At 65.7% G+C, this 22,456-nt stretch carries 15 protein-coding genes and 1 other RNA gene; 14 read left to right on the forward strand and 2 right to left on the reverse strand.

Annotated elements, in window-relative coordinates:
• The first annotated feature begins 81 nt into the window (after window positions 1–81).
• The 13 genes from RQH86_RS08885 (at window position 82) to RQH86_RS08945 (ending at window position 17,495) form a co-directional block, all read left to right on the forward strand.
• Entirely contained in the window at window positions 82–1,020 is a 939-nt protein-coding gene (locus tag RQH86_RS08885; RefSeq protein ID WP_311240437.1) for a proline racemase family protein, read from the forward strand.
• Entirely contained in the window at window positions 1,020–2,249 is a 1,230-nt protein-coding gene (locus RQH86_RS08890; protein WP_311240438.1) for an FAD-dependent oxidoreductase, read from the forward strand. The genes RQH86_RS08885 and RQH86_RS08890 overlap by 1 nt, the downstream gene beginning before the upstream one ends.
• Complete coding sequence (locus RQH86_RS08895) at window positions 2,246–2,491, forward strand: 2Fe-2S iron-sulfur cluster-binding protein (protein WP_311240439.1); 246 nt, start codon at window positions 2,246–2,248, stop codon at window positions 2,489–2,491. The genes RQH86_RS08890 and RQH86_RS08895 overlap by 4 nt, the downstream gene beginning before the upstream one ends.
• Window positions 2,484–3,797, forward strand: a complete 1,314-nt coding sequence (locus RQH86_RS08900) for an FAD/NAD(P)-binding oxidoreductase (RefSeq protein ID WP_311240440.1) — start codon at window positions 2,484–2,486, stop codon at window positions 3,795–3,797. Before RQH86_RS08895 ends, RQH86_RS08900 begins: the two co-directional genes overlap by 8 nt.
• Entirely contained in the window at window positions 3,794–4,702 is a 909-nt protein-coding gene (locus tag RQH86_RS08905; RefSeq protein WP_311240441.1) for a dihydrodipicolinate synthase family protein, read from the forward strand. The genes RQH86_RS08900 and RQH86_RS08905 overlap by 4 nt, the downstream gene beginning before the upstream one ends.
• 191 nt (window positions 4,703–4,893) lie before the next feature.
• The gene (locus RQH86_RS08910; RefSeq protein WP_311240442.1) at window positions 4,894–6,489 is read left to right on the forward strand and encodes an aldehyde dehydrogenase family protein; all 1,596 of its coding nucleotides are present in this window, start codon (window positions 4,894–4,896) and stop codon (window positions 6,487–6,489) included.
• Window positions 6,486–7,685 carry a Xaa-Pro peptidase family protein gene (locus RQH86_RS08915; protein WP_311240443.1) on the forward strand — a complete coding sequence of 400 codons (1,200 nt, stop codon included), beginning with the start codon at window positions 6,486–6,488 and terminating at the stop codon, window positions 7,683–7,685. The genes RQH86_RS08910 and RQH86_RS08915 overlap by 4 nt, the downstream gene beginning before the upstream one ends.
• A gap of 115 nt (window positions 7,686–7,800) precedes the next feature.
• Entirely contained in the window at window positions 7,801–9,618 is a 1,818-nt protein-coding gene (locus RQH86_RS08920) for a DUF885 family protein (RefSeq protein ID WP_311260646.1), read from the forward strand.
• The gene (locus tag RQH86_RS08925) at window positions 9,615–11,480 is read left to right on the forward strand and encodes a DUF885 family protein (RefSeq protein ID WP_311240661.1); all 1,866 of its coding nucleotides are present in this window, start codon (window positions 9,615–9,617) and stop codon (window positions 11,478–11,480) included. The genes RQH86_RS08920 and RQH86_RS08925 overlap by 4 nt, the downstream gene beginning before the upstream one ends.
• 64 nt (window positions 11,481–11,544) lie before the next feature.
• Entirely contained in the window at window positions 11,545–13,131 is a 1,587-nt protein-coding gene (locus RQH86_RS08930; protein ID WP_115554020.1) for an APC family permease, read from the forward strand.
• Complete coding sequence (locus RQH86_RS08935) at window positions 13,121–15,469, forward strand: DPP IV N-terminal domain-containing protein (RefSeq protein WP_311240662.1); 2,349 nt, start codon at window positions 13,121–13,123, stop codon at window positions 15,467–15,469. Before RQH86_RS08930 ends, RQH86_RS08935 begins: the two co-directional genes overlap by 11 nt.
• The gene (locus RQH86_RS08940; protein ID WP_311240663.1) at window positions 15,469–17,106 is read left to right on the forward strand and encodes a DUF5597 domain-containing protein; all 1,638 of its coding nucleotides are present in this window, start codon (window positions 15,469–15,471) and stop codon (window positions 17,104–17,106) included. Before RQH86_RS08935 ends, RQH86_RS08940 begins: the two co-directional genes overlap by 1 nt.
• A 92-nt stretch (window positions 17,107–17,198) precedes the next feature.
• A complete protein-coding gene (locus tag RQH86_RS08945; RefSeq protein WP_115513263.1) occupies window positions 17,199–17,495 on the forward strand; it encodes a hypothetical protein in 297 nt (98 codons plus the stop codon).
• Between the two features lie 530 nt (window positions 17,496–18,025).
• On the opposite strand, the gene RQH86_RS08950 is transcribed toward RQH86_RS08945, so the two are convergent.
• Window positions 18,026–19,120: a DUF5694 domain-containing protein gene (locus RQH86_RS08950; protein ID WP_311240013.1), complete on the reverse strand. Its 1,095-nt coding sequence runs from the start codon at window positions 19,118–19,120 to the stop codon at window positions 18,026–18,028.
• 323 nt (window positions 19,121–19,443) lie between these two features.
• Window positions 19,444–19,521: non-coding RNA, sX9 sRNA (locus tag RQH86_RS08955), on the reverse strand.
• A gap of 500 nt (window positions 19,522–20,021) precedes the next feature.
• Between RQH86_RS08955 and RQH86_RS08960 the strand changes: the two genes are divergently transcribed.
• Complete coding sequence (locus RQH86_RS08960; RefSeq protein WP_311240030.1) at window positions 20,022–22,379, forward strand: Tat pathway signal protein; 2,358 nt, start codon at window positions 20,022–20,024, stop codon at window positions 22,377–22,379.
• Window positions 22,380–22,456 lie beyond the last annotated feature (77 nt).

Raw genomic sequence — 22,456 nt, forward strand, 5'->3', positions numbered from 1 at the left:
GTTGGCGATTGTGCAGATTTCCGCATTTTCACTTCGCATTGAACGCTAGTCGTCGAAGGGCCGGCAATGGGAGCATGAGCCATGCACACCATCGACGTCATCGACTCCCATACCGCCGGCGAACCCACCCGCGTGGTCCTGGCCGGCTTCCCCGATCTGGGCGATGGCGACCTGGCGCAGTGCCGCGAGCGCTTCCGCCAGGACTTCGACCACTGGCGCAGTGCGATCGCCTGCGAGCCGCGCGGTTCGGACACCATGGTGGGCGCGCTGCTGTTGCCGGCGCGCGACCCTGCCGCCTGCACTGGGGTGATCTTCTTCAATAACGTCGGCTATCTGGGTATGTGCGGCCACGGCACCATCGGGGTGGTACGCACGCTGGCCGAGCTGGGGCGTATTGCGCCCGGCCAGCACCGCATCGAAACCCCGGTCGGCACCGTGGGAGTGGAACTTTCCGAAGACGGCACGGTGTCGGTGGACAACGTCGAGAGTTATCGCGCCGCCGCCGGTGTGGAAGTGGACGTGCCGGGCCATGGCCGGGTGCGTGGCGATGTGGCCTGGGGCGGCAACTGGTTTTTCATCACCGAGCAGGCGCCGTACGCGCTCGATCTGGCGCATCAGCGCGAGCTCACCGCCTACACCGAAGCGATCCGGCTGGCGCTGGAAGCGGCCGAGATTACTGGTGAGGCGGGTGGTGACATCGACCATATCGAAGTCAATGGCGCCGCCCCCGATGGCAGCGGCGTGGCGCGCAACTTCGTGCTGTGCCCCGGGCTGGCCTATGACCGCTCGCCGTGCGGCACCGGCACCAGCGCCAAGCTGGCCTGCCTGGCCGCAGACGGCAAGCTGGGCGAAGGCGAGCGCTGGGTGCAGCAAGGCATTCTGGGCAGCGCGTTCGAGGGCAGTTATCGCCTGAGCGGGCGCGGCATTGCGCCGCGCATCAGCGGGCAGGCGTTCATCACCGCGCGGTCGCAGTTGATCATCGATCCGGCCGATCCGTTCGCCTGGGGCATCGTGGCCTGATGCAGGTGTCGCCGCTCGCGCCGGATGCTGCGTTGGCTGCGCCGTCGAGCGGTTCGGCTGCAGCGTTGCTGCATGGCGAAGCCAATGGGGATGTCAGCCCATCTGCCGCCTCCACGCGGCGTAGCTACGACCTGATCGTGATCGGTGCCGGCATCGTTGGTGCCGCCTGTGCGGAAGCTGCGGCAGCCGAGGGCTTGCGGGTGGCGATCATCGAGCCAGGGCCGATCGGCGGTGGTTCGACCGCAGCGGCGATGGGGCACCTGGTGGCGATGGACGACGACCCGGCCGAGCTGGCGTTATCGGCGTATTCGCTGCGCTTGTGGGAACGCTTCGCGCAATTGAGCGAGGCCGAGTTCAGTCGCTGCGGCACGCTGTGGGTGGCCCGCGATGCGCGCGAACTGGCGGCGGTGCCGGCCAAGATCGCGCGGCTGGCAGCGGCCGATCTGCACGCAGAAGCCATCGATGCGCAACAGCTGTATGCCCTGGAACCGCAGCTGGTGCCTGGGCTGGCCGGCGGCATGCGGGTGCCCAATGAAGCGGTGGTGTATCCGCCGCGGGTGGCGCGGCACCTGGTGAGCCTGGCCTGCAAGGCCGGTGCGCAGTTGTTTGCCGGCCGTCAGGTAACGCAATTGCAAACGCAGGGCGTGCGTCTGGACGATGGCCAGCTGCTGTCCGGGCCGGTACTGGTCGCCAGTGGCGTCGCCCTGCCGCAGTTGCTGCCCGAGCTGGCGCTGCGTCCGCGCAAGGGCCATCTGGTCATCACCGACCGACACCCTGGTTTGATTCGGCATCAACTGCTGGAGTTGGGTTATGCCGATTCGGCGCATGGCGCCGACGACATCAGCGTGGCCTTCAATGTGCAGCCGCGGCCGACCGGGCAGATTCTGATCGGCTCGTCGCGGCAGTTCGGCGAAAACGACCGCGCGCTGTCGATGCCGGTGCTGCAACGGATGTTGCAGCGGGCATTTGCGTATCTGCCGGTGTTGCGCGAGCTGCAGGCGATCCGGGTATGGACCGGCTTGCGTCCGGCCACCCCGGACGGGCGCCCGTATCTTGGGGCGGTGCCCGGCCGAGCCGATGTGTGGGTGGCAGCGGGGCATGAAGGGCTGGGGGTCACCACGGCGCTGGGGAGTGCACGGGTGATCGTGGACAGCCTGCTCGGGCGCACGCCGGCCATCGACCCGGCGCCGTACGCACCGGCGCGCGCAGTGCAGGGCGCCGCAGCATGAGCGCCACGGTTCGCCTGTATGTGGATGCGCAACCGGTGGACGTGCCGGCCGGCGCCAGCGTGGCGGCAGCGGTGGCGCAGGCCACGCTGCAATTTCGCCAGTCCAGCAGTGGCCAGCCGCGGGCACCGTTATGCGGCATGGGCGTGTGTTTCGAATGCCGCGTGCGCATCGACGGCATTGCGCAGCAACGCGCATGCCTGGTGGCTGCGCAAGAAGGCATGCAGGTGCGCACCGATGGCTGAGCGCGTGCTGCATTTCGATGTGCTGGTGATCGGTGCCGGCCCGGCCGGACTGGCTGCCGCGCAGGCAGCCGCTGGCCATGGCGCACGGGTGGGCGTAGTGGACATGCAGCCGCGTGCGGGCGGGCAGGTGTGGCGCAGCGACGTGCACCACGGTGCGCCGGCCGATGCGCGCGCGCTGTTGCGGCAGGTGCAGGGCAATGCCGCAATCAGCCTGCTGACGCGCACGCAGATCTTGCTGGCCCAGCCGGGCTGGTTGTTGGCCGATGGTCCGGACGGCACGCTGCAACTGCATTACGCCGCGCTGGTACTGGCCACTGGCGCGCGCGAATTGCTGTTGCCGTTTCCGGGCTGGACCTTGCCCGGCGTCACCGGCGCAGGCGCGGCGCAGGCGCTGGCCAAACAAGGCTGGCCGGTGCGCGGCAAGCGCGTACTGGTGGCCGGCAGCGGGCCGTTGCTACTGGCCAGTGCGGCCACCTTGCAGCGCCATGGCGCGCAGGTGCTCGGCATCCACGAACAGACCAGTGCTGCAGCGTTGCGCACCTTCGCCGCGCAGTTATGGCGCTGGCCGGGCAAGGCCGCACAGGCGGTGGCGCTGCGGCTGCAATTGCATCGCGTCGCCTATCGCGCCGGCAGCGTCGTCGTGGCCGCGTATGGCGATACGCAGCTGCGCGAAGTGGAGCTCGATGGCCCGCGTGGTCGCACCCGCGTGGCTTGCGACCAACTCGCCGTGGGCTACGGCCTGGTACCCAATACCGAGCTGGCGCAGTTGCTGGGTTGCCAGCTGGAACCCTGTGGCGCGCATCGACAGATCCAGGTCGATGCCTTGCTGCGCACCAGCGTCGTGCAGATCTTCGCGGCCGGCGAAGCCTGCGGCATCGGCGGACGCGATTGTGCGTTGGTCGAAGGTGCGATGGCCGGGCATATGGCTGCCGGCGCACCCGATCACGCACTGCAGCTGCAGCCGCGTCGGCGGGCCGCACGCGCGTTTGCGCAGCTGTTGCAACAGCAATTCGCACTACATCCACGCATCCGCACGCTGGCGCAACCAGACACGCTGGTCTGCCGCTGCGAAGACGTGCCACTGGGCGCGCTGGACAACTTCGACGATGCACGCGACGCCAAGCTGGCCTCGCGCTGCGGTATGGGCGCCTGCCAGGGCCGCATCTGCGGCAGCGCACTGGCCGAACTGGGCCGTTGCCCGCCCGATCTTTCCACCGACGCCGGCCGCCGGCCGCCGTTGTTCCCGGTCCGCCTCGCGGCGCTGGCCGACTCGTTCACTTCCGACTCGCAAGGGAATCATCCATGAGCATTGCTGCGTTCTGGCACGGCGTGTTGCCGGCCATCACCACCCCGTTCACCGCCTCCGGTGAGATCGATCACGACTTCCTCGGCAAGCACGCCAATCAGCTGGTGGATGCCGGCTGCACCGCGATTGTGCCGCTGGGCTCGTTGGGCGAAGCGGCCACCTTGAGCGTGGACGACAAACTGGCGGTTCTGCGCACCCTGGTCACTGCCTTGAACGGCCGCGTGCCGGTGGTGCCGGGCATCGCCAGCCTGGCGACCGGCGAAGCGGTGGCGCTGGCCAAGGCGGCCAAGGAGATCGGATGTGGCGGCCTGATGGTGCTGCCGCCGTATGTCTATTCCACTGACTGGCGCGAGATGGGCGCGCATGTGCGTGCGGTGATTGGCGCGACCGATCTGCCGGTGATCCTGTACAACAATCCGGTGGCCTACAAGACCGATTTCGGCCCGGCGCAGATCGCCGAACTGGCCGCCGAATTCCCCAACCTGCAGGCAGTGAAGGAATCTTCCGGCGACGTGCGTCGCTTCGCCGCGCTGCAGGAATTGCTGGGCGATCGCCTGGCGCTGCTGGTGGGCATGGACGATGCCATCGTCGAAGGCTTGAGCATGGGCGCCAAGGGCTGGATCGCCGGCCTGGTCAATGCCTATCCGAAGGAATCGGTGCGCCTGTTCGAGCTGGCGCGCGATGGCGGTTATCCGGCTGCCAAGGAGTTGTACAACTGGTTCTTGCCGCTGCTGCGCCTGGATACCGTGCCCACCTTCGTGCAGCTGATCAAACTGGTGCAGGCAAAGGTCGGCCTGGGGAGCGAGCATGTGCGTGCGCCACGGCTGGCCGTGGCAGGCGCCGAGCGCGATGCGGCGCTGAAGGTGATCGATCATGCGATTGCCACCGCACCTAAGCTGTCCTGATGACGCGGGCACCGTGACGCTGCGCAACACGCCGATCTGTCAGCGTGTTGCGCAATCACGTCGCCGTGTGCGCAGCGACGTGTGCTGATCGATGCGGATGTCGCGTTTGATACGGCATCCGCATCGGCCCCTTGGTCGGCCGCTGCTGCACGCTGCGCACAGGTCGATTCCATGCAATTGAAGGTGCCGCAATGAACGAGACGATCCAACCCATTCTGCTGGCCGGCCAATGGCAGCCCAGTCACGCGGCGACGGGCAGTTTCCGCGCCGCCAACCCCGCCACGGGCGAGGCGATCGGGCCACTGTTTCCGGTCAGCAGTGCAGACGATATCGAAACCGCGCTGAGCGCCGCGCACGCGGTCGCCGCCGAGCTGGCTGCCGCGCCGGCCGAGCGGATTGCCGCATTTCTGGACGCATACGCCGATGCGCTGGATGCTGACGCCGACACCCTGGTCGCACTCGCGCATGCAGAAACCGCATTGCCGGCGCCCACGCGTTTGCGTGGCAATGAGCTGCCGCGCACCAGCGGCCAGTTGCGCCAGGCCGCAAACGCGGTGCGCAGCTACAGCTGGACCAACCCCATCATCGATAGCGCCGCCGATCTGCGCTCGCATCTGGCGCCCCTGGGCAAGCCGGTGCTGGTGTTTGGCCCCAACAATTTCCCGTTCGCGTTCAACGCGATTGCCGGCAGCGATTTCGCCTCCGCCATTGCTGCGCGCAACCCGGTAATCGCCAAGGCGCACCCGCTGCATCCGGCCACCAGCCAGCGCATGGCGCAACTCGCGCATCAGGCACTGGTGGGCGCTGGTTTGCCGGCGGCGGCGGTGCAGTTGCTGTATCACTTCGACAACACCGTCGGCGTGCGGTTGGCCGGCGATACGCGCCTGGGCGCGATCGGGTTTACCGGTAGCCGCGCGGGCGGGCTGGCGTTGAAGGCCGCGGCCGATGCGGCCGGCGTGCCGTTCTATGCCGAGCTGTCCAGCGTCAACCCGGTGTTTCTGTTGCCGGGCGCGCTGGCCGAGCGCGGCGATGCGCTGGCGCAGGAATTTTTTGCCTCGTGCACCTTGGGCAGTGGCCAGTTCTGCACCAATCCCGGTGTGGTGGTGGTGCCGCACGGCGCGGCGGGCGATGCATTCGTTGCGGCCACCAAGGCGCATTTCGACGCGGCCATGCCGATGGTGCTGTTCTCGGCTGCAGGGGTCGATGGCGTGCAACGTGGGGTGGCGAGCTTGCGCGCTGCCGGCGCCGCGGTGCTGGCGGGCGGCCACACCGGTGAGGACGGCTACCGTTATGCGCCGACCTTGCTGAGCGTGGAGGCATCGGCATTTCTCGCCAACCCGCATGCGCTGCAGACCGAGGCATTCGGCCCGGTGAGTCTGCTGGTGCGTGCGCAGGACAGTGCGCAGATGACGCAACTGGCCGCCGCATTCGAAGGCAACCTGACCGGCACGTTGTATCGCGCTGTCGATGGCAGCGACGATGCGGCATGGCAGGCCATCGCACCGGTGCTGCGTGCGCGGGTGGGCCGGTTGATCAACAGCAAGATGCCGACCGGCGTGGCGGTCAGCGCCGCGCAAAACCACGGCGGCCCGTTCCCGAGTACCGGACATCCGGGCTTCACCGCGGTGGGCATGCCAGGCGCGATTCGCCGCTTTGCCGCTTTGCACAGTTACGACGCCGTGCCTGATGCCTTGCTGCCGCCGGAACTGCGCCAGCACAATCCGGGCGGTGTCGCGCGTCTGGTCGATGGGCAGTGGAGCACCGCCGATCTGGGAGCGGGCACATGAGCACGCAGATCGGCGGTCTGTCGCTGGAACAGGCGCGCGCACAACTGGCGCCCTGGGCGCAGCGCGCCGCGCCGATCGCCGCAGACGAGTACGCGCAGCGCATCGAACGCGCACGCGGGCTGATGCGCGCACACGGTGTTGACGCCTTGTTGATCGGTGCCGGCACGTCCTTGCGCTATTTCACCGGCGTGCCGTGGGGCGCCAGCGAGCGGCTGGTCGCCGCGTTGCTGACCCTGGACGGCGACCCGGTGCTGCTCTGTCCGGCGTTCGAGGAGGGCTCGCTGGACGCGGTGCTGCAGGTTCCGGTCGCCAAATATCTGTGGGAAGAACACGAAGACCCGTACGCGCTGGCGGTGCAGGCGATGGACGACCGCCATGCGCACGCACTGGCGTTGGATCCGGGCATCGCCTTCGCCGTGCACACCGGCTTGCGCGCGCATTTGGGCACGGCCATCCGCGATGCCGGCGCCATCATCGACGGCTGCCGCATGTGCAAGTCGCCCGCCGAGCTGGCGCTGATGCAGCAGGCCTGCGACATGACGCTGCTGGTGCAGCGGCTGGCCGCCGGCATCGCGCACGAGGGCATCGGTACCGATCAGCTGGTGCGCTTCATCGACGAGGCGCATCGCGCGCTGGGTGCGGACAACGGCTCGACCTTTTGCATCGTGCAGTTCGGGCATGCCACGGCGTTTCCGCATGGCATTCCCGGCGTGCAGCACTTGCGCGAAGGCGAACTGGCGCTGATCGATACCGGTTGCACCGTGCAGGGCTACCACTCCGATATCACCCGCACCTGGAGTTACGGCACGCCCGGCGATGCGCAACGGCGCATCTGGGATCTGGAGCAGGCCGCGCAGGCGGCGGCATTTGCGGCGATCCGCCCGGGCGTTGCCTGCGAGGTGGTGGATCAGGCTGCGCGCACCGTGCTGGAAGCGGCCGGGCTGGGACCGGATTACCGGCTGCCGGGGTTGCCGCATCGCACCGGCCATGGCTGCGGTCTGGCCATTCACGAGGCGCCGTATCTGGTGCGCGGCAATGCGCTGCCGCTGCAGCCGGGCATGTGCGCCAGCAACGAACCGATGATTGTGGTGCCGGGCCAATTCGGCGTGCGGCTGGAAGACCATTTCTACGTCACCGATGCCGGCGCGCAGTGGTTTACGCCGCCCTCGATCGCCATCGATCAACCGTTTGCCTGAGCCCGCACAGGCAAACGAACCGTAGGAGCGCACCCGGGCGCGATTGGCATTCCCGAGAGAGCCAGTCGCGCCCGGGTGCGCTCCTACCGCCGTCCCTGCATTCTGGAGTCACTGCATGAAGCACCTGCGTCCTGTCGCCATCGGCCTGCTTGCAGCCGCGTTGTTTACCGCCTGCAAACCGGCGCCGTCCACGCCGGATCGTCCGGCTGCCACTGCGGCAGCCGTACCTGGCGTACAGGCAGCCAAGGCCTTCGATGCGCTGCTGGACAAACAGTGGCAATACCAGCTGCAGCACAGCCCCGAGTTCGCCAGCATCATCGGCGACAAACGCTATAACGACCGCTGGAGCGACTACTCGCTGGAGGCCGTACAGGCCGACCGCAGCGCCACCGCCGCGCTGCTCACGCAATTCGAAGCGGTGGATGCCAAGGCGCTGGATGAGCAACGTCAGCTCAGCCTGCAGATGATGCTCGGCCAGTTGCGCGACAAGCTCGAAGGCATCGACCTGAAGACCTATGCGATGCCGCTGGAGCCGATCGGCGGCATCCAACTGGCGCTGGCCGGCTATGGCGATGCGTTTTCGTTCGAAAACGCCAAGGATTACCAGGATTACATCACCCGGCTGCAGGCGATCCCGACCGTGGTCGATCAGGTCATCGCGGTATCGCGGCAGGGCGCCAAAGAGGGCCTGGTGCAGCCGAAATATCTGTTGGAACGCCTGCCCGAGCAGATCGACAAGATCGCGGCGCTGACCGGCGAGCAGAGCCCGTTCGCGTCGCCGCTGAAAAAGCTTGATGCCGCGGTGCCGGCCGATCAACGCGCTGCGCTACGCACGCAACTGCTTGCGGCGATCGATCAACAGGTGCGTCCGGCCTACGGCAAGCTGGCGGCATTCGTGCGCGACGAATACGCCGCACAAGGCCGTAGCTCCGAAGGCATCTGGTCGCTGCCCGATGGCGAGCGCCGTTATCGCTACGCCATCCATACCCAGACCACCACCGACATGGCGCCGGAGGAGATCCATCAGATCGGCTTGAAGGAAGTGGCGCGCATTGAAGGCGACATGGCGGTGATCGCCAAGGCGCAGGGATTTGCCGATCTGGCCAGCTTCCGCAAGGCGGTGGAGACCGACAAGCGGCACTTCGCCACTTCCGGCGAGCAGATCCTGCAGCAGTACCGCCAGTACATCGCCGCGATGGAGCCGGAGCTGCCCAAGTTGTTCGGGCACCTGCCCAAGACTGCGCTGGAGGTGCAGGCGATGCCAGCCTTCCGCCGCGCTGCGCCGGGCGCCGAATATTGGCAAAGCAATCCGGAAGGCACCAAGCCGGCCATCGTGAAGGTCAACACCAGCGACTTCGCCAGCCGCACCTTGATCAACATCGAAACCACGGCGTATCACGAAGGCGTGCCCGGCCATCACCTGCAGATTTCGCTTGCGCAGACGCTGCCATTGCCGCCGTTCCGTCAGCAGGCCGGCTACAACGCCTATATCGAAGGCTGGGCGCTGTATGCCGAGCGCCTGGGCAAGGAGATCGGTTTCTTCAAGGACCCGTACAACGACTACGGCCGCCTGTCCGGCGAGTTGCTGCGTGCCAACCGCCTGGTGCTGGATACCGGGGTGCATTACAAGCACTGGAATCGCCAGCAGATGGTGGATTTTTTCCACGCCCATCCGTCCGACGACGAGCCCAGCATCCAGTCCGAAACCGACCGCTACATCGTGTGGCCGGGGCAGGCGCTGGGTTACAAACTCGGGCAGCTGCAGATCCTGGCGTTGCGTGCCGAAGCGGAGAAAACACTCGGCGACCGCTTCGATGTGCGCGCCTTCCACGATGCGGTGCTCGGTGGCGGCGCAATGCCGTTGGCGATGTTGCAGCAACGCGTGCGGCAGTGGATTGCGCAGGCCAAGGCAGCGCCGGAGGCACGCCGATGACGACCAGCACCGTGTGGCGCGCCAGCGCATTGAGTGTCTTGATTGCAGCCAGTGTGGGTGGCACCGCATTGCAGGCGCAGGCCGCAGCACCCGCATCAACCACGCAAGACAGCGCAGCAGCGCGCTTCAAAGCGCTGTACACGCGCGAATGGCGCTGGCGCCAGGCGCAGCTGTCCGGCGCGGTGGATGAAGACAACCAGGCCACGCAAGACAAACAGTCCGATCATCTGCCCAAGGTCGATGTGGCCACGCAAACCCTGCGCACTGCGTACTGGCAACAGGCGTTGAAAGAGCTGGATGCAATTCAGCAGGCGCAGCTGTCTGCTGAAGATCAGGTGAGCTACCAGGTGTATCGGCAGCAGCTGCAGGTGCTGCTGGACCAGCAACGTTTTCGCGCCTGGGAAATGCCGTTCAACAGCGACTCGGCGTTCTGGAGCGACCTGGGCTTCAGCGCGCAGGCCACGCTGCGCACGCGCGATGACTATCAGCGCTATCTGAAGATGCTGGCCGATATCCCGCGCTATTTCGCCGAGCACACCGACAATATGCGCGCCGGCCTGGCGCGGGGCTTCAGCCAACCGAAGGTCACCTTGACCGGGCGCGACCAGTCCATCGCCGATGTGGTGCAGGCCAGTGGCGAGGCCAATCCTTTCTACGCACCGTTCAAAACGATGCCGGCCACGCTGTCGGCAGACGTGCAGGCACAGCTGCGTGCGCAGGCAGTGGAAACCATCAACGCGCAGGTGGTGCCCGCATATGCAACGTTGCTGGATTTCATCCGCACCGAGTACCAGCCGCGTGCGCGCACGACGCTGGCCGGGGAAGCCTTGCCGGATGGCCAGGCCTATTACCGCGCGCAGATTCGCGAGTTCACCACGCTGGAGCTAAACCCGGACCAGATCCATCAGATCGGTTTGCAGGAAGTCGCCAAGCTGCGCAAGCAGATGGATGCCACCATTGCCGAGAGCGCCTTCAAGCCACCGGCCGGTCAGGCGGTGTTCCCGGCGTTTCTGCACTTTCTGCGCACCGACCCGCAGTTTTATGCCAAGACGCCGGAAGAACTGCTCAAGCAGGCGGCATGGATCGCCAAGCGGGTGGATGCAAAGGTGGGCGATTACGTCGGCCGGCTGCCGCGCCGCCGTTTCGCGATCGAACCGGTACCGCCGGAACTGGCGCCGTTCTACACCGGTGGCCGCGGCGGCCCCGGCATTTATCTGGTCAACACCTACAACCTGCCATCGCGGCCGTTGTACAACCTGACCGCATTGACGCTGCACGAATCCTCGCCCGGCCACGCGCTGCAAATGCCGCTGGCCGCAGAAGCGCAGGGGCTGCCGGCGTTTCGCCGCTATAGCTATATCTCGGCGTATGGCGAAGGCTGGGCACTGTATTCGGAGTATCTGGGCCAGGAAATGGGCATGTACGACACGCCCTATGACCGCTTCGGCTATCTCACCTACCAGATGTGGCGCGCTTGCCGGCTGGTGATCGACACCGGGATCCACCACCAGGGCTGGACGCGGCAACAGGCGCAGGCGTATCTGCGCGACAACACCGCGCTGAGCGAGCACGAAGTCACCACCGAGGTGGATCGCTACATTGCATGGCCCGGGCAGGCGCTGTCGTATTACCTGGGCGAGCTGAAGATCCTGGAGCTGCGCCGCAAGGCCGAAGCCGCACTGGGCGAAAAATTCGACCTGCGCCATTTCCACGATGCGGTGTTGCAGACCGGCTCGGTGCCGCTGCCGGTACTGGAGGCGCGCATCGCGCGTTTCATTGCCGACGGTGGCGTGTCGCCGTATCCGGACGACAGCGCAGCCGAGGCCTCGGCAAGCGATGCGTCGGCGGCAGCCGATAATTGATGCATGACCACCACGCGTGCGGCATTGCCGCAGTAACTGCGCTTTCCACTCCTCGGGGCGACGTATGACAACACACGGTGCGACCACGCAAGGCAAGTTCCACAAGCGACTGAGCCTGACCGACCTGACCTTTATCGGCCTGGGTTCCATCTTCGGCTCGGGGTGGTTGTTTTCCGCAAGCCATGTGTCTTCGATCGCCGGGCCGGCCGGCATCCTGTCGTGGATACTCGGCGGCATTGCGGTGTTGTTGCTGGGGCTGGTGTATTGCGAACTCGGCGCCGCACTGCCGCGCGCCGGCGGGGTGGTGCGTTACCCGGAGTATTCGCACGGGGCCTTGCTGGGGTCGTTGACCGGCTTCATCACCTTGATTGCGTTTTCCAGCCTGATTGCGATCGAGGTGGAAGCCGCGCGGCAATATGCGGCAGCGTGGTTTCCGTGGCTGAGTCAGCCAGGCAGCAGCCATCCCAGCGTGTGGGGCTGGTTGGTGCAGCTGGCCTTGCTGCTGCTGTTCTTCGTGCTCAACTACTTCAGCGTCAAGACCTTTGCGCTGGCCAACAACATCGTCAGCATCTTCAAGTTTCTGGTGCCGATCCTGGTGATCGTGCTGCTGATGAAGCACTTCAACGCAGACAACCTGAGCGTGCATGGATTCGCACCGTCGGGCATGGCCGGGGTGGAAGCGGCGATCTCCGCCGGCGGCATCATCTTTGCGTATCTGGGGCTCACCCCCATCGTGTCGGTGGCCAGCGAAGTGCGCGACCCGCAGCGCAATATTCCCATTGCCTTGATCCTGTCGGTGGCGCTGTCCACGGTGATCTATGTGCTGCTGCAGCTTGCCTTTCTGGGCAGTATTCCGGCGGCACAACTGGCGCAGGGCTGGAGCGGCATCGACAAAGCTTTTTCGCTGCCGTATCACGACATCGCGCTGGCCTTGGGCATGGCATGGCTGGCGGCGCTGGTGATCTGCGATGCGATGGTCTCGCCCAGCGGTACCGGCAATATCTACATGAATGCCACGCCGCGCGTGGTGTATGGCTGGGCACGCAGCGGTGGATTTCTGCCGGTGCTGACGCGGGTCGACCCGGCGTCGGGGATTCCGCGTCCGGCGTTGTGGTTAAGCCTGGGCCTGTCGATCTTCTGGACGCTGCCGTTCCCGTCATGGGAGACGCTGATCGGTGTGGTGTCGGCGGCGTTGGTGCTGAGCTATGCGGTGGCGCCGGTGACGGTCGCCGCATTGCGGCGCAGTGCGCCGGACTTGCCGCGGCCGTTCTATGTGCGCGGTTTGACGGTGTTGGGGCCGGTGTCGTTCATGGTGGCGGCGTTGATCGTGTACTGGTCCACCTGGCCCACTTTGTCGTGGCTGCTTGGCCTGCAAGTGCTCGCCTTTGTCCTGTACGTGCTGTACCGGTTGCCATCGCGCGAGGGCAGGGCGCGCTTGCTGCGTCAGGTGCGCGCGTCGCTGTGGTTGATCGTGTTTTTCGTGCTGGTGATGGCGGTGTCGTGGGCCGGCACGTTTGGCGGCCACGGCTGGATCGCGCATCCGTTCGATACGCTAAGCGTCGCGGTGATTGCGTTCTTCATCTATCACTGGGGCGCACGCAGCGGCCTGCGCAGCGACGAACTGGCACTGGAAGAAGACGATGGCGAATGACGCCTGGCGTCATGCATGGAGAACGCAGGCGGCGCGCGTCATCGCCGCCTGCATGCTGTTGCTTGCGGCCACTGCGCAGGCGGCGCCAAGTGTGGCCGATTACCAACGCTCGCTCGGCCTGCGCGCGCGCTGGAGCACGTTGACCGAGAACGTTGCCTGGCCAGCGCAATGGCAGGACGACGGGACGTTCTATTACCGTAAGACCGTGCCTGGCGGGTTCGCTTTCATCCGCGTGGAGGTTGCCACCTTGCACAAGCAGCCGGCCTTCGACCAGGCGCGCGTGGCGCAGGCGCTGCAAGCTGCCACTGGCGTCGCCTATACGGCGTTGGGGTTGCCGTTCGAGCAGTTTGTGTACTCGCAGGAAGGCACGCGTGCAGACGGTGCGATCGTGTTCGCCATTGAGGACGCTGCGTGGCGCTGCACCTTGACCACGTATCAGTGCGCGCCCGACGCGCCCGGCCGGCAGCCGCAGTTGCAGCAGCGCCCGCGCGGCTTTGGCGTGGTGCGCGACCCGGACGTAGCGGCCGATACCACGCCGCGCCGCTCGCCCGATGGGCAGTGGGAGGCGCTGGCCGATGGCTGGAATCTGGTCGTGCGTCGGGTGGCCGATGGTCACCTCGTGCAGCGTACCGACGATGGCCGCGCCGAGGATTACTTCGATCCGGAAAGCATTGCCTGGTCGCCCGATTCGCAGCAGCTGGCGGTGTATCGGGTGCGGCCGGGTACTGCGCGCCGGGTCACCCGTGTGGAAGCCGCGCCGGTCGGACGTCTTGAGCCGGTGGTGCACACCCAGCTGTATCCCAAGCCGGGCGATGCGGTGGATGTGGAACGGCCGGTGCTGCTGGCGGTGGATGGCACACGGCGCGTGGTGGACAACGCGTTGTTCGCGACCCCGTATTCGTTGTCGCCGCTGCAGTGGCGGGCGGATGGGCGCAGTGTGAGCTTTGAGTACGTGCAACGCGGGTTTCAGCGTATGCGCGTGATTGCGATCGATGCCGCCACAGGGCAGGCGCATGTGGCAGTGGGCGAGGACGCACGCACGTTCGTCTATGTCGATCGCAGCTTTCGCCATGAGGTGGATGCGCATGGCGACCAGATTCTGTGGATCTCCGAGCGCGACGGTTGGCGACATCTGTATCTGTACGACGGCCACAACAGCACCATCATCGAGCAGGTCACCCAGGGGCCCTGGGTGGTGCGCGATGTACTGAAGGTCGACGATGCGCAGCGCCGCATCTGGTTCACTGCCAGCGGTATGGATGCCGGCAAAGACCCGTATGACCGCCAGCTCTACAGCGTGGATTTCGATGGGCGCAACTTGACGCGATTGACCACCGCCGATGCCGATCACGACGTGGCGATTGCAGACGATGGCAGGCACTACGTCGATGTCTACTCGCGCCCGGATCTGCCGCCGGTGATGGAGCTGCATGCCATCGATGGCCGGCTGTTGCAGCAAGTGGAACACGGCAACATCGACAAGTTGCTTGCCGCAGGCTGGCGTGCGCCGGAAACTTTCGTCGCCAAGGGCCGCGACGGTCGTACCGACATCTGGGGCATGGTGGTGCGGCCGCGCGATTACGACCCGCACAAAAAGTATCCGGTGATCGAAAACATCTACGCCGGCCCGCACGACTCGTTCGTGCCCAAGACGTTCTGGCCGTTCGGCTATCACTCCGGCGGCGACAAGCAGATCGGCATGCAGGCGCAGGCGGATCTTGGCTTCATCGTGGTGATGATCGACGGCATGGGCACCGCCAACCGCTCCAAGGCATTTCATGATGTGGCGTGGAAGAATCTGGGCGATTCCGGATTCCCCGATCGCATCGCCTGGCATCGTGCACTGGCGGCCAAAGATCCTTCTTACGACATCAGTCGCGTCGGTATTTACGGCGCTTCTGCCGGTGGGCAAAGCACCTTGGGCGCGCTCGAACGCCATACGGACTTCTACAAGGTGGGCGTGGCGTTCGTCGGTTGCTACGACAACCGCATGGACAAGATCAGCTGGAACGAGCAGTGGATGGGGTGGCCGGTGGATGCCAGCTATACCGCTGCCTCGGGCGTGGCCAATGCGGCCAAGTTGCAGGGCGACCTGCTGCTGATCGTCGGCGAGCAGGACAGCAATGTAGATCCTGCCTCCACCGCACAGGTGGTGGATGCCTTGATTAAGGCCGGTAAGGACTTCGACCTGCTCAACGTGCCGGGCGGCGAGCATTCGGTGGGCCGCTCCAGCGGGCCGATCGATTATGTGCAGCGCCGCCAGTACGACTTCTTCGTGCGCCACCTGCTCGGGCAGCCCACGCCGCACTGGAATTCATCCACCCCGGAGGCTCGCTGATGCTGTTTGCCCGTTTATCCGCCATGCGCCGGCGTGGCCGCGCGGTTGTCTGTCTGTGTGTGCTGTCGTTGCTGGCAGGTGCGATGACACCGGCAGCGTGCGCTGAAGAAATGCCACGCTTCGTCAGCCAGAACGGACGCCATGCGGTCTTTGTCGATGGTGCGCCGTATACGATGTTGGCTGCGCAGTTGCACAATTCCAGCGCGTGGCCTGCGGTGTTGCCGCAGGCACTGGACGACGTGGTCGCGCTGCATGCAAACACCGTGGAAGCACCGGTGTACTGGGAACAGTTCGAGCCGGCGCCGGGCCGTTTCGACACCACCAATGTGGATGCATTGATCGCCGGCGCACGCAAGCGCGGCCTGCGCGTGGCACTGCTGTGGTTCGGCAGCTGGAAGAACGGCCAGATGCATTACGTGCCGGAGTGGATCAAGCGCGACGAAACCACGTATCCGCGCATGCGCGATGCCAATGGCGAGCCGGTGGATGTGTTGTCGCCGCATGTGGCTGCCAATGTGCAGGCCGATGCGCGTGCGTTCACAGCATTGATGCAGCATCTGCGCAAGGTCGATGGCGACCGCCACACGGTGATTCTGGTGCAGGTGGAAAACGAACCCGGTGCCATCGGCACGGTGCGCGACCACGGCCCGGCCGGCGAGGCAGCGTTTGCGCAGCCGGTGCCGGCGGCAATCGCACAGGCGTTGGGCAAGCCGCAGGGCAGCTGGCAACAACTGTTTGGTGCCGATGCAGCGGAAGCCTTCAATGCGCATGCCACTGCCGCGTACATCGAGCAAGTGGCCGCTGCCGGCAAGCATGCGTATCCGCTGCCGCTCTACGTCAACACCTGGTTGCGCTACAAGGGCAAGCGCTACCCGGGCATGGATTACCCGTCCGGCGGCGCAACGGTGAATGTATTCGCACTGTGGCGCGCGGCCACGCCGTCGATCGACTTCATCGGTACCGACATCTACACCAGCGATTACAACGAATACACCAAGGTCATCGGCCAGTACGCGCGGCCGGATAATCCGGCCTGGGTGTCGGAGACCGGCTTCGAAGCGGCGACGGCGCCGTACCTGTTCCATGTGCTGGGGCAGGGCGGGATCGGGTTTTCGGTGTTCGGCATGGACGGCAACCCGGATAGCGACGCCAATCGCGCTGCAATCGCTGCGCACGCGGCCAATTTCAAGTTGTTGGCGCCGCTGCAACGCGTGCTGGCGCAGGCCGCCTTCGACGGACGGCTGCAAGGGATTGCCGAGCAGCCCGGCATGCCGCAACGCACCCTGCGCTTTGGCGATTGGCAGGCCAAGGTGTCGTTCGGCGCGCCGTTGTGGGGCGATGCGCCGGCGATCCTGCCGGGCAACGACGATCACGGCGGGCGGCTGCTGGTGGCGCAGCTGGGGCCGGAAGAGTTCTTGGTCACCGGCATGGCCGCGCGCATTGAATTTTTCCGCGAGGCGGCCGATAACCGTCATGGACAACTGTTGCGGGTAGAGCAGGGGCGGTATGTCGACGGGCGCTGGCAGGTGGAAAAGCAGCTCAACGGCGACCAGACCGACTACGGGCTCAACTTCGGTCGCGGGGGTCCAGCCAGCCAGGAACCGGTCGTGCTGCGGGTGCGCGTCGGTTCTTACTGAGTCTTGCTGATCGTGTCGTTGCTGCCCTTCGCATGCTGTCTGCAACGCGTGGGGCCTTGTTTGCATCCACTCACCGCCACACCGGAGCCACCATGAGCATCAGTAGCATCGCCAGTTCCGGAATGCAGGTCGCCGCGCTGCGTCAGCAGGTGGCCGCCAGCAATGTGGCCCGCCAGCCGGTAGAGGGCAGCCCGCGTCAGGCTGTCGCGGCCAGCACGCAAGCCAATGGTGGAGTGTCGGCCAGCGTGGTCGATGCGTCGTCCGATCCGTCGGCTCCGGTCACTGATCTGGTCGACGGGCTATCGGCGCGCAACGACTTCCAGGCCAACGCCGCTGCGCTACGTCGTTCCGACGAGATGCTGGGTAGCTTGTTGGACGTATTGAGCTGAGAGCTCGGAGTGGAAGACGGCCGTTGTCGATCTAATGCACGGCTGTCCGTTTGATGCCGTGCTTGGCGACACTTGTCTGCCACTTCGCTGCAGGGCCCTTGCCCACCCACCATCGCAGGGCACGCCGCAAGTACGTCCTTGTAAGCTCTTACGCGGCATCCATGCCGCGTAAGGTCCCGCGACGGTGCGCGGGCAAGGGCCAATCAAGAGTGTCGGTGTGCATGGTGCAAGCAAGGCATGATGTCCGCGTTCGGATAACGGCGCGTTTTGTCATCCTTCCAACGCAAGCAGATCAACGGCCACGTTTGTAAGAACGCAACCTGTTAACTCTGCTTGCAAGAAAGCAACCAATTCACTGTCTGGTGCCGTGTTCTCACCGATTGCGGGACCGTGTGGCGGCATGGATGCCGCCACCGAGCTTGCACGGACGTACTTGCGGCGTGTCCCGAGAGCGGTGAGGGCATCGCGCCCTCGACTGACTAGGCTCCTGACCTGGAGCGTCATCCTGAAGTCGTTTTACTCACCGCTCGTCACTGCCCCTCATTGCCCAACACCTGCGCTGCATCGACGATCTCCACGCCCTGTAGCTGTCCCAGGAAATTATCGAACCAGGGCTTGTGCGTGGCGCCGACTATTGCCAGCACGCGTGCGCCGGGTTGGTCGGCAAAGCTGGCGCGCACATTGGACACCATGCGCAGGTTGCGGATTTCCCAACCGGACACGTAGCGATAGCCGTAGTGTTGCGGCGAGTTCTCGCTTAACGCCGCGCGGAAGTCCACATCGATCGACAGCTGCTGGTTGGCCGGCAGGTTGATCGCGCGGTACAGCTCCAACAGCTTGCCTTGCTGCGCCAGCTGTTTTTTCTGCGCGAGCATGGTGCTGGCGCGCGGGGCGGCTTTTTCCCAGGCCCCCTGGACGGCAGTGCCGTAGGCAGCCGGGTCGTCCACCTGCACGTTGTCGCCGGTGTGATCGTCGACCGGGTAGACGCGCTGCAGGCCAAGCCGTACCGCCAGCGGCACGGAGATCAGGCTACTCTCGTCCTGGCGCTGTTCCGCAGCGCGCAGCCGCGCCACCAGCGCTGTATCCAACCCATCGCCAGCGCGTTGCTCTGCCTGCGCAAGCTGCAGCCACTGCACCAAGGCAGACGACGGATCGCCCGAGGCCAGAAACACTGCAGCCAGCTGCCGGCGCTGCGCCGGCGTCGGCGCGTTGGGCCAGCTCTTGAGCGTTGCACGCACCTTGCCGATGGCGGCCGGCACATCCAGGCCGGTCGCACGTGCTGCGTCGTCGACCTTGGGACAATAGGCCGCACTGTCTTCCGGCAGATACACCATGGGATGCCGCCGCATCAGATCGCAGGTTTCGCCCGACAGATCTTCCGTCGTGATGATGGTCGGCTTATAGGCCGCCAACCGGTCCAGCAATGGTTGCAGCCGCGCTGCACTGATGTCGCTGCCCTCGGGCAACTGCGACAGGTGCACGCTGCCAAGCACCAGCACCTGGGTGCGTGGCGCGGCCATGTCCGCATCCAGTTGCGACAGGTCTACTTGTGCCTGCGCGATGCCCGGTGCGATGAGCGTCAGCAACGCGATGCACAGCCGGCGGGGGTGGAGCAGGGCGGTCAAGACGGGTGCTGCGACGGAACGCGACGCTGCTGCGTCGACGCCGTTCGAATTGCAAGGTACGTGGGGCATGACGGTCCTTGTACGTAATCGCATCCGCGCTGCGGCAAGCGCACCCTGCGGCAGTAGACGTGCGGCGAGTATGGCCGATACCGCAGGCATCCAACCCGGCCGGAAAGTCATGCCGCCAAATGGCAGGGGGTCCTGCGGGCATGCACTGCGTCATGCTTACTCGATGCTGGAGCATCGACCGCAGGTCGCTTCAAACGCCGCGTGCAAAACTCGATGGTCACGTCTGGCAAGTCTTGACGACATGCGCTGAGAGTGGCTACCAAAACGTCGCGAGCAGTCGTCAGGTGGGTGTGGACGGCGCGCTCAGAACCGGAGTGGTACACGCCGCACCGAGCACCGGCCGCGCCCGCCTGGCGGTGAGCACAGTCGTTTTGTTAGCTGCCCTAAGCCACGTGTCGACTGCTAGCGCTTCGTGCACATCGCCTGCGCAAGAACCGCACCGCGACACCGGCAGTTTGCGGTGATCGATGTGGTTTATCCATCGTCGGCATACATGATCGATTGCGATGTAACGCAGCCGGAACGCATCGGCTATGCGGCATGCAAGATGCCAGGGAGCCAAGCAACGCAGCCAGCGGAACGCATCGGCTATGCGGCATGCAAGATGCCAGCGAGCCAAGCAACACAGCCAGTCCGCCGGCGCCAATGCATGCCTCAGATCTTGCAAGGGCCCAGTGTTGCGCGCATGCCGTAAGGCCGCAGCAGGCACCACCGCGCACATGCCAGTGAATCGGTCTGTATGCAGATTTCCGCACCCGCGTCGGACCACGGCCACAAGACGTGGCGGGTGCATGCGCGCAGGATGCGGTTACGACCACCCAAGGGCACGACGATGGACCGGAGAACCTTTCTGCGGCAAGGTATGGCAGCGACCGCGGCCGTGGGGGCCGGCGCTGCGCTGGCGGGTCACGCGGTGTCGGCCAGCGCGGCGGCGGCGCCTGCAGCATTACGGCCGCGCCTGGAGGCACTGCCTTCAGCCGCGCAGGTGGGCAGCAAGCTGTGCAGTTTTGAGCACCTGCAGCAACAGTGGACCGTCTACGAGCAGCTCGACGACTCGCAAGGCCAGCTCACGCTGTGGACCGACAGCGGCATGCTGCGCCTGGACAAACGCACCGAAGCTGCCTACCCGGCGGCAGGGGCGCCGTACTTCGGCATGTCGCTGGCGCAGGTCGCCATGGCCGACGCCGACCTGCTTGCTGATCGCTTGCTGCGTGACGGCGAGCCGGACGAGGCGCAGGTGCGCGATGTCGCACCACCGCCGGCGTCGTTGCTGGATCCCAAGGACAACGGTGGGCGCTGGCCGTGGACCACGTTTGTTGGCACGCGCGAAGCGCTGGACACCATGCCGATCTTGCCCAACGGCCGCAGCCGCACCTCGCGGCCGGAACATGCCTTCACCGAACTTGGCGAGGAGGCGCTGATCAAACGGCGCGAAGAAGGCATGCTCGGTGGCTGGATGCCGGCGGTGCGTAAGGTGATGCGCCGCGAGGGCGAGGCCGACGCCTGGTACGACGTGCTGGTATTCGCAGATGTGCGCGCGCCCGACCGCTTTGTGGTGCAAACCTGGCACCGCACCATGCAGGTCCGCGGCGGGCAGATCGTGGCGGTGCACTACACGCACAGCTATCCCGCATTCGGCACGCTGCGCACGCCGGCCACCGCGGAGCAGTTTTATGCGGCGCTGATCGATTTCGCGGCGTACTGGCAACAGGCATTGGACGGCACGGTGCAGGCGCAACTACCCGATGCCAGTTGGAATGACATGGCGCAATTCGCGTTCGCGCGCGAGCTGGTGGTGCGCCCGGGTGGCGATTACCCGAAGTACGGCGCGGTGGAGCGCGACTACTACGGTAACGAGTACGATGGCTTTCAGGACACCTTTACCAGTTCGCTCTACGCCAATCTGGAATGGGGCCGCTTTGCCCAGGCTGCTGCTGTACTCGACAACTATTTCGATGCGTTCGTGCAGGACGATGGCCTGCCGAACATGCGTGGGCCGGAAGTGGGGCAGTTCGGTCTGACCTTGTCGTTGCTGGCGCGCTATCTGCGCTATACCGGCGATGCGCTGCGCTTGCGCCGATTGCTGCCCAAGATTGCGGCCACCGCGCAGGTGTTGTGCGCGTTGCACGATCAGGCATTGGTATTGCCCCGCAATGCGTCCGGGCACGGCCTGCTGCATGGCTGGAACGAATCGGATGCGTGCCTGTTTCCCGATCCATCGCTATGGTGGAAGCCGTATTACGCCAACAGCGCGCTGACCATTCGCGGGTGGGAGGACATCGCGCAGGTCTGGAGCACGCTCGGTGGCGATGCGGCACAGGCAAGCCAATGGCAGCGCCGCGCGAAGCAGTTGCGCACACGACTGGAAGCCAGCCTGCGTGCCAATGTGCGCCGCGATCTGTCGCCGCCGTATGTCGGCCCGCTGCCGGGCACCACGCTGACCTTTCGGCAATCGCTGCTGCAGGAAAAACCCAGCGAGCAGCAGTGGCCGCATCGCGTCTACGCCGAGTTGCTGCAGGCCGATGTGTTGCCGGACGACCTCGCCCATCTGGTGATCGACTGCCTGCGCGGCCACGGCGGCACCAGCATCGGCGTGGTGGCCAATATCGCGCCACCGGAGCCGGGTAGCCGCGATCTGCTGGGGTTTATTTCCTACGGGTATGCGCAACAGCTGCTGCGGCTGGATCGCATCGAAGAGTATCTGTTGTTCGTCTACGCGCACCGCTATCAGGTGCACACGCGTGGCAGCTGGACGGCGGGCGAAGTCAGTGGCATCACCGGCGGCATGCCGTTGTTCTGCATGCCGGCGCAAATGACCATCCCGTTGTTGTTGCGCTGGATGCTGGTCAGCGACGACAGCGCGGGCGAGCAGTTGTTTCTGGCGCGTGCAGTGCCGCGTGCATGGCTGGCCAGCGGCGAGGCGGTCGGTGTTACTGCGGCGCCGACACGTTGGGGCACGGTCACACTGACCTTGCGGACCGACACCGCTGCACGCCGTATCGATGCACAGGTGCAACTGCCCGAGCGCGCTCCCAAGCGCACCTGGCTCACGCTGCGTGCGCCAACCGGCACGCGATTGCAACGCGTACTGGTCGATGGACAACCGGCGCGTCTGCAAGGCCCGCATGCGGATCGGGTGGCGGTGTCGCACGGCGTCGCAGCGGTGCAGGTACAGGCCTGGTACGTGTGACGCACGTCGCTGCAATGCCGTCATCGACACGCGGCGCGATCTGAGCGCGGCGATCGGCACCGATCGCCGTCTACAAC

The organism is Xanthomonas sp. WCS2018Noco2-27 (genome assembly GCF_031843525.1).
Classification (GTDB): domain Bacteria; phylum Pseudomonadota; class Gammaproteobacteria; order Xanthomonadales; family Xanthomonadaceae; genus Xanthomonas.